General features: G+C 63.7%; 9 protein-coding genes. 6 read left to right on the top strand and 3 right to left on the bottom strand.

Features of this window, described 5'->3' with window-relative positions; genetic code table 11:
- Together rpoB and rpoC are read left to right on the top strand one after the other, a co-directional pair.
- Window positions 1-2,131 (top strand): DNA-directed RNA polymerase subunit beta (gene rpoB, locus Q0X16_RS09055; RefSeq protein WP_297833299.1); only part of this gene is annotated, 2,131 nt, incomplete at its 5' end.
- A 71-nt stretch (window positions 2,132-2,202) separates the two neighbouring features.
- Window positions 2,203-6,402 carry a DNA-directed RNA polymerase subunit beta' gene (gene rpoC, locus Q0X16_RS09050; protein WP_297833297.1) on the top strand — a complete coding sequence of 1,400 codons (4,200 nt, stop codon included), beginning with the start codon at window positions 2,203-2,205 and terminating at the stop codon, window positions 6,400-6,402.
- A gap of 64 nt (window positions 6,403-6,466) precedes the next feature.
- Here rpoC and Q0X16_RS09045 read toward each other — a convergent pair whose 3' ends face one another.
- From Q0X16_RS09045 to Q0X16_RS09035, 3 genes are all read right to left on the bottom strand, one after another.
- Window positions 6,467-7,297 carry a hypothetical protein gene (locus Q0X16_RS09045; RefSeq protein ID WP_297833295.1) on the bottom strand — a complete coding sequence of 277 codons (831 nt, stop codon included), beginning with the start codon at window positions 7,295-7,297 and terminating at the stop codon, window positions 6,467-6,469.
- Between the two features lie 91 nt (window positions 7,298-7,388).
- On the bottom strand, window positions 7,389-7,805 hold the full coding sequence (locus tag Q0X16_RS09040) for a type II toxin-antitoxin system VapC family toxin (RefSeq protein WP_297833293.1): 417 nt from the start codon (window positions 7,803-7,805) through the stop codon (window positions 7,389-7,391).
- The gene (locus Q0X16_RS09035; RefSeq protein ID WP_297833291.1) at window positions 7,798-8,031 is read right to left on the bottom strand and encodes a plasmid stabilization protein; all 234 of its coding nucleotides are present in this window, start codon (window positions 8,029-8,031) and stop codon (window positions 7,798-7,800) included. The genes Q0X16_RS09040 and Q0X16_RS09035 overlap by 8 nt, the downstream gene beginning before the upstream one ends.
- Before the next feature lie 373 nt (window positions 8,032-8,404).
- Here Q0X16_RS09035 and rpsL point away from each other — a divergent pair, with 373 nt between their 5' ends.
- The 4 genes from rpsL to Q0X16_RS09015 all read left to right on the top strand — a co-directional run.
- Window positions 8,405-8,779, top strand: coding sequence for a 30S ribosomal protein S12 (rpsL, locus tag Q0X16_RS09030; RefSeq protein ID WP_297833289.1), 375 nt, complete (start codon window positions 8,405-8,407; stop codon window positions 8,777-8,779).
- Between the two features lie 92 nt (window positions 8,780-8,871).
- A complete protein-coding gene (gene rpsG / locus Q0X16_RS09025; RefSeq protein ID WP_297833287.1) occupies window positions 8,872-9,339 on the top strand; it encodes a 30S ribosomal protein S7 in 468 nt (155 codons plus the stop codon).
- A 123-nt stretch (window positions 9,340-9,462) separates the two neighbouring features.
- Entirely contained in the window at window positions 9,463-11,586 is a 2,124-nt protein-coding gene (fusA, locus tag Q0X16_RS09020) for an elongation factor G (RefSeq protein WP_297833285.1), read from the top strand.
- Between the two features lie 100 nt (window positions 11,587-11,686).
- Window positions 11,687-11,782, top strand: a 96-nt coding sequence (locus tag Q0X16_RS09015) for a GTP-binding protein (protein WP_038054197.1), incomplete at its 3' end; no start/stop codon positions are given.

Below are 11,782 nucleotides of genomic sequence, written 5' to 3'. Positions count from 1 at the left end.
GAGCGAAATCCACTTCATGGACGTCTCGCCGATGCAGACCGTGTCGGTGGCGGCGGCGCTGGTGCCGTTCCTGGAGCACGACGACGCCAACCGCGCGCTGATGGGCGCGAACATGCAGCGTCAGGCGGTGCCGACCCTGCGGTCGCAGAAGCCGCTGGTGGGAACCGGCATCGAGCGCGCGCTGGCGCGCGACTCGGGCGTGACGGTGAACGCCCGCCGCGGCGGCGTGGTCGAGCAGATCGACGCCGGCCGCATCGTTGTCAAGGCCAACGAATCGGAGATCTCCGGCGAGACCGATGCCGGCGTCGACATCTACTCGCTGGTCAAGTACACCCGTTCCAACCAGAACACCTGCATCAACCAGCGTCCGCTGGTGAACGTGGGCGACGTGGTGGCGCGCGGCGACGTGCTGGCCGACGGCCCGTCCACCGACATCGGCGAACTGGCGCTGGGCCAGAACATGCTGGTCGCCTTCATGCCGTGGAACGGCTACAACTTCGAAGACTCGATCCTGCTCTCCGAGCGCGTGGTGGAAGAAGATCGTTACACCACGATCCACATCGAAGAACTGACCGTCCAGGCGCGCGACACCAAGCTCGGGCCGGAGGAAATTTCCGCCGACATCCCGAACGTGTCCGAGCAGGCGCTGGGCCGCCTCGACGAATCCGGCGTGGTCTACATCGGCGCCGAAGTGCGCGCCGGCGACATCCTGGTCGGCAAGGTCACGCCGAAGGGCGAGAGCCAGCTGACGCCGGAAGAGAAGCTGCTGCGCGCGATCTTCGGCGAGAAGGCCTCCGACGTGAAGGACAGCTCGCTGCGCGTGCCTCCGGGCATGGACGGCGTGGTCATCGACGTCCAGGTGTTCACCCGCGACGGCATCGAGAAGGACCGTCGTGCGCGCCAGATCGAGGAAAACGAGATCAAGCGCGTCAAGAAGGACTTCGACGACCAGTTCCGCATCCTCGAGGCGGCGATCTACGCCCGCCTGCGCGAGCAACTGCTGGGCAAGGTCGCCAACGGCGGCCCCGGCGTGAAGAAGGGCGACACCGTGTCCTCGCTGGTGCTGGACGGCATCAAGAAGTCCGACTGGCTGCAGCTGCGGATGAAGGACGAGGCCGCCGCCGAGGCGATCGAACGTGCCTCCAGGCAGCTCGACGCGCACGAGAAGGAATTCGAGCGCCGCTTCGCCGACAAGCGTTCCAAGATCACCCAGGGCGACGACCTCGCCCCGGGCGTGCTGAAGATGGTCAAGGTGTTCCTGGCCGTGAAGCGCCGCATCCAGCCGGGCGACAAGATGGCCGGCCGCCACGGCAACAAGGGCGTGGTGTCCAAGATCGTGCCGGTGGAAGACATGCCGTACATGGCAGACGGTCAGACCGTCGACATCGTGCTCAACCCGCTGGGCGTGCCGAGCCGAATGAACATCGGCCAGGTGCTGGAAGTCCACCTTGGGTGGGCCGCCAAGGGGCTGGGCGTGAAGATCCAGAAGATGCTCGAAGCCCAGGTCAAGGTGGCCGAGCTGCGCAAGTTCCTCGGCGAGATCTACAACCACGACAGCAAGACCCACGCCGAGCGCGTCGATCTGTCGCAGTTCAACGACGAGGAATTGCTGGCGCTGGCCGGAAACCTGACCGACGGCGTGCCGATGGCCACCCCGGTGTTCGATGGCGCCAGCGAAGCCGAGATCAAGTCGATGCTCAAGCTGGCCGACCTGCCGGAATCCGGCCAGACCCAGCTCTACGACGGCCGCACCGGCGAGGCGTTCGACCGCAAGACCACGGTCGGCTACATGCACATGCTGAAGCTGAACCACCTGGTCGACGACAAGATGCACGCCCGTTCGACCGGCCCGTACTCGCTGGTCACCCAGCAGCCGCTGGGCGGCAAGGCGCAGTTCGGCGGCCAGCGCTTCGGTGAAATGGAAGTCTGGGCGCTGGAAGCCTACGGCGCGGCCTACACCCTGCAGGAAATGCTGACGGTGAAGTCCGACGACGTGCAGGGCCGCAACCAGATGTACAAGAACATCGTCGACGGCGAGTACGAAATGGTCGCGGGCATGCCGGAATCCTTCAACGTGCTGGTGAAGGAAATCCGCAGCCTGGCCATCAACATGGAGCTTGAGGAGCACTGAGGTTCGCGACGGCGCGGCGATCACGCCGCGCCAACCCGTCCAACCCCATGCCCTCGACCCGGAGAATCCCAATGAAAGATCTTCTCAACCTCTTCAACCAGCAGCGCCCGACGCTGGACTTCGATGCGATCAAGATCGCGCTGGCCAGCCCGGACCTGATCCGGTCGTGGTCCTACGGCGAAGTCAAGAAGCCGGAAACGATCAACTACCGCACCTTCAAGCCGGAGCGCGACGGCCTGTTCTGCGCCGCCATCTTCGGCCCGATCAAGGACTACGAGTGCCTGTGCGGCAAGTACAAGCGCATGAAGCACCGCGGCGTTGTCTGCGAGAAGTGCGGCACCGAAGTGACGCTGGCCAAGGTGCGCCGCGAGCGCATGGGCCACATCGACCTGGCCTCGCCGGTTGCGCACATCTGGTTCCTCAAGTCGCTGCCCTCGCGCATCGGCCTGATGCTGGACATGACCCTGCGCGCGATCGAGCGCATCCTCTACTTCGAGGCCTACGTCGTCACCGAGCCGGGCCTGACCCCGCTGGAGCGCGGCAGCCTGCTGACCGAAGAGGAGTACATGCAGGCGCGCACCGAGCACGGCGACGACTTCGACGCCGCGATGGGCGCCGAGGCGGTCTACGACCTGCTGCGCACGATCGACCTGCAGAGCGAACTGGTCCAGCTCAAGGAGGACATCGCCTCCACCGGCAGCGAGACCAAGCTCAAGCGCCTGACCAAGCGGATCAAGCTGGTCGAGGCCTTCATCGAATCCGGCAACCGTCCGGAATGGATGGTGATGACCGTGCTGCCGGTGCTGCCGCCGGACCTGCGCCCGCTGGTTCCGCTGGACGGCGGCCGCTTCGCGACCTCCGATCTCAATGACCTGTATCGCCGCGTCATCAACCGCAACAACCGCCTGCGTCGCCTGCTCGAACTCAATGCGCCCGACATCATCGTGCGCAACGAGAAGCGCATGCTGCAGGAGTCGGTGGACGCGCTGATGGACAACGGCCGCCGTGGCCGCGCCATCACCGGCACCAACAAGCGCCCGCTGAAGTCGCTGGCCGACATGATCAAGGGCAAGCAGGGCCGCTTCCGCCAGAACCTGCTCGGCAAGCGCGTGGACTACTCCGGCCGTTCGGTGATCGTGGTCGGCCCCTACCTGAAGCTGCACCAATGCGGCCTGCCGAAGAAGATGGCGTTGGAGCTGTTCAAGCCCTTCATCTTCGCCAAGCTGCAGAGCCGCGGTCTGGCGACCACCATCAAGGCGGCCAAGAAGCTGGTCGAGCGTGAAGAGGCGGAAGTCTGGGACATCCTGGAAGAAGTCATCCGCGAGCACCCGGTGCTGCTCAACCGCGCCCCGACCCTGCACCGCCTCGGCATCCAGGCGTTTGAGCCGGTGTTGATCGAGGGCAAGGCGATCCAGCTGCACCCGCTGGTCTGCACCGCGTTCAACGCCGACTTCGACGGCGACCAGATGGCCGTGCACGTGCCGCTGTCGCTGGAAGCCCAGCTGGAAGCGCGCGCGCTGATGATGGCGTCCAACAACATCCTGTCGCCGGCCAACGGCGAGCCGATCATCGTGCCGTCGCAGGACGTGGTGCTGGGCCTGTACTACATGACCCGCGCGCTGGAGAACAAGGCGGGCGAGGGCATGGTGTTCGCCAACATCGCCGAGGTGAAGCGCGCCTACGACAACCGCGTGGTGCAGCTGCACGCCAGGTGCAAGGTGCGCATCAGCGAAGTCGTGATCGCCGAGGACGGCAGCCGCAGCCAGCAGACCTCGATCGTCGACACCACGGTCGGTCGCGCGATCCTGCGCGAGATCCTGCCGGATGGCCTGCCGTTCGCGCTGGCCAACACCGAGCTGACCAAGAAGAACATCAGCCGCCTGATCAACAGCTGCTACCGTCGTCTCGGCCTGAAGGACACCGTGGTGTTCGCCGACAAGCTGATGTACACCGGCTTCGCCTACGCCACCCGCGCCGGCGTGTCGATCGGCATCGACGACATGACCATCCCGCTGGAAAAGAAGGGCATCCTCGATGAGGCCGAGGCCGAAGTGCTGGAAATCCAGCAGCAGTACCAGAGCGGCCTGGTGACGGCCGGCGAGCGCTACAACAAGGTGGTCGACATCTGGTCGCGCACCAACGAGCGCGTGGCCAAGGCGATGATGGACACCATCGGCACCGAGAAGGTGGTCAATGCCAAGGGCGAGACCATAGACCAGAAGTCGATGAACTCGATCTACATCATGGCCGACTCCGGCGCTCGCGGTTCGCAGGCGCAGATCCGCCAGCTGGCCGGCATGCGCGGCCTGATGGCCAAGCCGGACGGCTCGATCATCGAAACCCCGATCACCTCGAACTTCCGCGAGGGCCTGAACGTCCAGCAGTACTTCATCTCGACCCACGGCGCCCGAAAGGGTCTGGCGGATACCGCGCTGAAGACCGCCAACTCCGGCTACCTGACCCGTCGTCTGGTCGACGTGGCGCAGGACGTGGTGATCACCCAGACCGACTGCGAAACGCTGGCCGGCCTGACCATGACCCCGATCGTGGAAGGCGGCGACGTGGTCGAGCCGCTGAAGGATCGCGTGCTCGGCCGCGTGGTGGCCGAAGACGTGTACCTGCCAGGCAACGACGAGGATCCGTTCGTCACCCGCAACACCCTGATCGACGAGCAGTGGGCGCAGCGGCTGGAAGAGGCCGGCGTCCAGGCGATCAAGGTGCGCAGCACCATCACCTGCGAAGCGCCGTTCGGCGTCTGCGCGCGCTGCTACGGCCGTGACCTCGGCCGCGGCCACTTGGTCAACCACGGTGAAGCCGTGGGCGTGGTCGCCGCGCAGTCGATCGGCGAGCCCGGTACCCAGCTGACGATGCGGACCTTCCACATCGGCGGCGCGGCCTCGCGTGCGGCGGCGGTCGACAACGTGACGGTGAAGACCACCGGTTCGGTGAAGTTCAACAACCTCAAGTTCGTCAAGAACGCCGGCGGCCACCTGGTCGCGGTGTCGCGCTCCGGCGAACTGTCGGTGCTCGACAACTTCGGCCGCGAGCGCGAGCGCTACAAGCTGCCTTACGGCGCCTCGATCCAGGCCGAGGACGGCTCGCCGGTGAAGGCCGGACAGACCGTCGCCCACTGGGATCCGCACAACCATCCGATCGTGTCGGAAGTGGCCGGTTTCGTGCGCTTCATCGATTTCGTCGATGGCGTGACCGTGATCGAGAAGATCGACGAACTGACCGGTCTGGCTTCGCGCGAGATCACCGATCCCAAGCGCCGCGGCAGCCAGGGCAAGGACCTGCGGCCGCTGGTGCGGATCGTCGACAAGAACGGCAAGGACCTGAGCATCCCCGGCACCGATCTGCCGGCCCAGTACCTGCTGCCGCCGCGTTCGGTGGTGAACCTGCAGGATGGCGCCGAGGTGGGCGTGGGCGACGTGATCGCCAAGATTCCGCAGGAAGCGTCGAAGACTCGCGACATCACCGGCGGTCTGCCGCGCGTGGCCGACCTGTTCGAGGCACGCAAGCCCAAGGATCCGGCGGTTCTCGCCGAGACCTCGGGCCTGGTCAGCTTCGGCAAGGACACCAAGGGCAAGCAGCGCCTGATCATCCGCGACGCCGACGGCCAGGAGCACGAGGAGCTGATTCCGAAGTATCGCCAGATCATCGTGTTCGAAGGCGAACACGTGGGCAAGGGCGAAACCGTCGTCGACGGCGAGCCCAGCCCGCAGGACATCCTGCGCCTGAAGGGCGTCGAGGAACTGGCCGCCTACCTGGTCAAGGAAATCCAGGACGTCTATCGCCTGCAGGGCGTAAAGATCAACGACAAGCACATCGAGGTGATCATCCGCCAGATGCTGCGCAAGGTCGAAATCACCGATCAGGGCGATTCGAAGTTCCTCAACGGCGAGCAGGTCGAGCGCCAGCGCGCGATCGAGGAAAACGAGCGGCTGGAGAAGCGCGGCGAAATCCAGGCGAAGTTCGATCCGGTCCTGCTGGGCATCACCAAGGCCTCGCTGGCGACCGAATCCTTCATCTCCTCGGCCTCGTTCCAGGAAACCACCCGCGTGCTGACCGAAGCGGCGGTGCGCGGCACCCGCGACAACCTGCGCGGGCTGAAGGAGAACGTGATCGTCGGCCGCTTGATCCCGGCCGGCACTGGTCTGGCGTACCACAACCAGCGCCGTCGCGCCGCCAGCGGCCTGACCGAGGCCGAACTGGCCACCCTGGCCGGCGAGCCGGCGGCGGGAGCCACCTCGAACGAGGTCGCGGAGTAAAACGTTTCACATGGCTCGATGAAGGAAGAAGGGCGCCGCAAGGCGCCTTTCTTTTTTGGAGTTGTTATGGGGTTGAGCTTGCCCCGTCGCTGAGGTGATCTACAAATTGTTGGACTTGATGAGGCTGCACCAAGGTAATTTTGCCTTCGGCGGTCGCCACAAACAGCCAAATGTCCATGCGTTCAAACACCGTAAAATCCTGATGCTTCAACAGCAGGCGCTTGAAGTGGGGGGTCATGGGAATGGCCAAAGCTAGCCTGCAATTCGGTCGGTCGACTTTGCGCGAGCAGATTTGCGTGACGCCAATACGAAAGTTCATTTCGGCCGTGCCAAATCCGCCCTTGTCCTCTCCTTTCGCTTCGATGATCCACTCGATTTCGCTATTTCTGGCCACCATATCGATGATTCCGTTGCTTGTGCGAACGCGCTTTTGCACGGAATATCCTTGTGCTTCCAGCCAAGGTAGTAGGAAGTCTTCAACTTTGCCTTCTGTAAACGACGGATGGTCATGGTGCCGTGTCGGCTCATGGCGTGGCTCTGATAATGCAGTAGCTTTCCTCGTAGATTTGGGCGGTGTTGTATTGAGTTGAACCTTTCCACTGTTCACACGTTCGGATCGGCAGCATTCGCATCGGCGCCAGCGTTCACCTTCGGCACCACGTTCTCTGGTGATCCACTGAGCCGCCTCATCCAAGCGATCAAAGAACACCTTTGGGTATTTAGTGTTTGATTTGGAGATGTTTCTGCAATCAGCGCGATGGAGTACGTTTCCCAGAGCGCCTGAAGGAATGTTCCCCGAATAGTCGTTGTAGATAAACCCGTTGCCAGTTGCTTTGCCTTGTAGATGGAGCCTTTTCAGTTCGTCATCGTTCTTGATGAAATATGGTGTTTGCATCCCAAGCTCCAATAGGTGTTCGCCATCTTAAGTTTTGTGGCCGCAGGATTCGTCGGGCAATTAAGCAAGCGGATTCACGTATTTGAACCGATCACCCATCTGCAAACGGATTCAACAACCGCACGCCGATCTGCGCGAAGTCGCCGGTATTGCGGGTCACCAAGGTCAGGTCGTGCATCAGGGCGGTGGCCGCGATCTGCTTGTCCAGCGGGTGTTCGTGGTGCGGCACGCGCAACCGGCCCCATGCCTGCGCCGTGTCGTGATCGAACGACAGGATGCAATCGCGGTAGTTGCGAACGACTTCGTTCAACCAGGCTTCGAGCAAGTCCGCCTGCGCGTCGTCGCCCCGGTGGCGAATCAGAACCACACCGCGCCGCAGTTCGCCGATGGTGATGGCCGACAGGTACACCCGTTCGTTCCGTTCGATGCAACGCCTGAAGAAGGCGATGACGCCCGCATTGGCTTTCGTGCCCTTGCGTGCCTCGCTGATGACGTTTGTGTCAATCAAATACACGCATGGCCTCGTCCGCGTCTTGTCGTGCGAAATCCTCGTCCCGACCGACCGGCGGCATGGAGGCCAGCACTTCGGCCAGCGTTCGCTGGCGTGGCTTGAGCAGTGCGTCGATGAGCAGAGCGCGGTGTTCGGCTTCCGCGCTGCGCCCGTGGCGCGCGGCGCGCTCCTTCAGCGCACGGACGATCATGTCGTCGACATTGCGTACCAGCAAATTGGACATAAGGGTGCTCCCGGAAGTCGGATGATAGCAATGCTATCATCGAATTTTCCCGGATCCAAGCCCCTGACTGGTGGCAAAGTGGTTTCGCATCGCGTATGATGCACGGCTATTCGATGGGCGGGCTGTCAAGGCCCGAAGCCATCCAGATCACCAAATGAGGTCGCAGGGAGCGCCTCGTATTGGGCCTAAGGACAGGCGGGATCGCAGGCGGCAGCCGGACGGCCTACAAGGCAGGCCGGATGCCAATGTATAACCTCGTTTGATCGAAGGATCGAGCGCAGGTTATACTTTTACGTCTGGCCGTCCGAATTGCATCCGCAATCGGGCGGCCTTGTGTCCGAATGGGTCGAAGACCCGCCAACAGAGCCCCCAAATGGCAACGATCAACCAGCTGGTGCGCAAGTCGCGCAGCCCGGAAACCTACAAGAGCAATTCGCCCGCGCTGGCCAACTGCCCGCAGCGTCGCGGCGTGTGCACTCGCGTCTACACGACCACCCCGAAGAAGCCGAACTCGGCGCTTCGCAAGGTCGCCAAGGTGCGCCTGACCAACGGCTACGAGGTCATCTCGTACATCGGCGGCGAAGGCCACAACCTGCAGGAGCACAGCGTGGTGCTGATCCGCGGCGGTCGCGTCAAGGACCTGCCGGGCGTGCGCTACCACACCGTGCGTGGTTCGCTCGACGCCGCCGGTGTCGCCAAGCGCAAGCAGTCGCGTTCCAAGTACGGCGCCAAGCGCCCGAAGGGCTGATGCGCCGGGCCGGTTGTCGGCCGGCCTGACAAGAACAGCAAGCGCGGCCGATGGCCGCACTTCCCCACAGCATTCGATTCAGGGAAATTCCCATGTCCCGTAAAGGCAATACTCCGCAGCGTTCGGTGCTGCCGGACCCCAAGCACGGCAGTGAGACCATCGCCCGCTTCATCAACATGGTGATGAAGAGCGGCAAGAAGTCGATCGCCGAGAAGATCGTGTACGGCGCGATGGATGTCATCGGCGAGAAGAATCCCAATCCGCTCGAGCTGGTCGAAAAGGCCCTCGGCAACGTGTCGCCGGCGGTCGAGGTCAAGTCCCGCCGCGTCGGCGGCGCGACCTACCAGGTGCCGGTCGAGGTGCGTTCCTCCCGCCGCATGGCGCTGGCGATGCGCTGGCTGATCGACGCGGCGCGCAAGCGCGGCGAGAACAGCATGCCGCGCAAGCTCGCCGGTGAATTGATGGACGCCTCCGAGAACCGCGGCGGCGCGATCAAGAAGCGCGAGGAAACCCACCGCATGGCCGACGCCAACAAGGCATTCGCCCACTACCGCTGGTAATCCGCGCGGCGACCGCGCAGGCATCTTCGCCTGCCATCTGGCGCCTCGTTCGCGAGGCGCCCCGAAAGCCGCCGACAGGCGGCCTTCGGCCATTCCGAAATCCGAAAAAATTGAGAGGCTTCCGTGGCCCGTACCACTCCCATCGAGCGCTACCGCAACTTCGGCATCATGGCCCACATCGATGCCGGCAAGACCACCACGTCCGAGCGCATCCTGTTCTACACCGGCAAGAGCCACAAGATCGGCGAGGTGCACGACGGTGCCGCCACCATGGACTGGATGGAGCAGGAGCAGGAGCGCGGCATCACCATCCAGTCGGCGGCGACCACCGCGTTCTGGCACGGCATGGACAAGACCCTGCCGGAGTACCGCTTCAACATCATCGACACCCCCGGGCACGTCGACTTCACCATCGAAGTCGAGCGTTCGCTGCGCGTGCTCGACGGCGCGGTGTTCGTGCTGTGCGCGGTCGGCGGCGTGCAGCCGCAGTCGGAGACCGTGTGGCGCCAGGCCAACAAGTACCACGTGCCGCGCATCGCGTTCGTCAACAAGATGGACCGCACCGGCGCGAACTTCTTCAAGGTTCGCGACCAGCTGAAGTCGCGCCTGGGCGCCGCCCCGGTGCCGATGCAGATCCCGGTGGGCGCCGAGGACAACTTCGACGGCGTGGTCGACCTGGTCAAGATGAAGGCGATCCACTGGGACCCGGCCACCCAGGGCCTGACCTTCAACTACTACGACATCCCGGAGCACCTGCAGGCGCAGGCCGAGGAAGCGCGCTCGTTCATGGTCGAGTCGGCGGCGGAAGCCAACGAAGCGCTGATGGACAAGTACCTCAACGAGGGCGACCTGTCCGAGGACGAGATCTACGAGGGGCTGCGCGAGCGCACCCTGAAGACCGAAATCGTGCCGATGTTCTGCGGCAGCGCGTTCAAGAACAAGGGCGTGCAGGCCATGCTCGACGGCGTGGTCAGCCTGCTGCCGGCGCCGACCGACGTGCCGGCGATCAAGGGCGTGGACGTCGACGACGAGACCAAGGAACTGGAGCGTCATTCCAGCGACAAGGAGCCGTTCTCGGCGCTGGCGTTCAAGATCATGACCGACCCGTTCGTCGGCTCGCTGACCTTCTTCCGCGTCTATTCCGGCATGCTCAACGCCGGCGACCAGGTGCTGAATTCGGTCAAGGGCAAGAAGGAGCGCATCGGCCGCCTGCTGCAGATGCATTCCAACAACCGCAACGAGATCAAGGAAGTGCTGGCCGGCGACATCGGCGCCGCGGTGGGCCTGAAGGACGTCACGACCGGCGACACCCTGTGCGACATCGACAACCCGATCGTGCTGGAACGCATGAGCTTCCCGGAGCCGGTGATCTCGATGGCGGTCGAGCCGAAGACCAAGTCCGACCAGGAAAAGATGGGCAACGCCCTGAGCCGTCTGGCGCAGGAGGATCCGTCCTTCCGCGTGCGCACCGACGAGGAGTCCGGACAGACCATCATCGCCGGCATGGGCGAGCTGCACCTGGACATCATCGTCGACCGCATGAAGCGCGAGTTCGGCGTCGAGGCCAACGTCGGCAAGCCGCAGGTGGCCTACCGTGAAACCATCCGCAAATCCGACGTCAAGAGCGACTACAAACACGCCAAGCAGTCGGGCGGCAAGGGCCAGTACGGCCACGTGGTGATCGAGCTGTCGCCGATGACCGACGAGGACAAGGCGAATCCGGACGTCAAGAACGACTTCCTGTTCATCAACGAGATCACCGGCGGCGTGATCCCGAAGGAATTCATCCCGGCGGTCGAGAAGGGCATGCGCGAAGCCATCACCAGCGGTCCGCTGGCCGGCTATCCGGTGGTGGGTCTGAAGGTCAAGCTGGTGTTCGGTTCCTACCACGACGTCGACTCGTCGGAAATGGCGTTCAAGCTGGCCGCCTCGATGGCGTTCAAGGAAGGTTTCCGCAAGGCCGACCCGGTCCTGCTGGAGCCGATCATGAAGGTCGAGATCGTCAGCCCGGAGGACTACCTGGGCGACGTGATGGGCGACGTCAGCCGTCGCCGCGGCGTGCTGCAGGGTCAGGACGACAGCCCGTCCGGCAAGATCATCAACGCGATGATCCCGTTGGGCGAAATGTTCGGCTACGCGACCTCGCTGCGTTCGATGTCGCAGGGCCGCGCGACCTTCTCGATGGAGTTCGACCACTACGAGGAAGCGCCGAACAACATCGCCGAGCAGGTCATCAAGAAGGCGTAAGGCTCAATGCGCCCATCCATGGGCGCGAAGATCAAGAAGCGGCCATCCGTGGCCGCACTTTCCAGGAAAAGCACAATCCAAGTTCAAGAGGATTCAGATCATGGCAAAGGGTAAGTTCGAGCGCACCAAGCCCCACGTGAACGTGGGCACGATCGGTCACGTGGACCACGGCAAGACGACGCTGACGGCGGCGCTG

Origin of the sequence: Thermomonas sp. (assembly GCF_025993755.1) — a bacterium.
Classification (GTDB): domain Bacteria; phylum Pseudomonadota; class Gammaproteobacteria; order Xanthomonadales; family Xanthomonadaceae; genus Thermomonas.
This window is presented reverse-complemented; position numbering and strand designations above follow the sequence as displayed.

Coding starts and splice junctions, on each gene's coding strand:
- Q0X16_RS09035 (WP_297833291.1), bottom strand. CDS start 8,031: ATGTCCAATTTGCTGGTACGCAATGTCGACGACATGATCGTCCGTGCG.
- rpsL (WP_297833289.1), top strand. CDS start 8,405: ATGGCAACGATCAACCAGCTGGTGCGCAAGTCGCGCAGCCCGGAAACC.
- rpsG (WP_297833287.1), top strand. CDS start 8,872: ATGTCCCGTAAAGGCAATACTCCGCAGCGTTCGGTGCTGCCGGACCCC.
- rpoC (WP_297833297.1), top strand. CDS start 2,203: ATGAAAGATCTTCTCAACCTCTTCAACCAGCAGCGCCCGACGCTGGAC.
- Q0X16_RS09045 (WP_297833295.1), bottom strand. CDS start 7,297: ATGCAAACACCATATTTCATCAAGAACGATGACGAACTGAAAAGGCTC.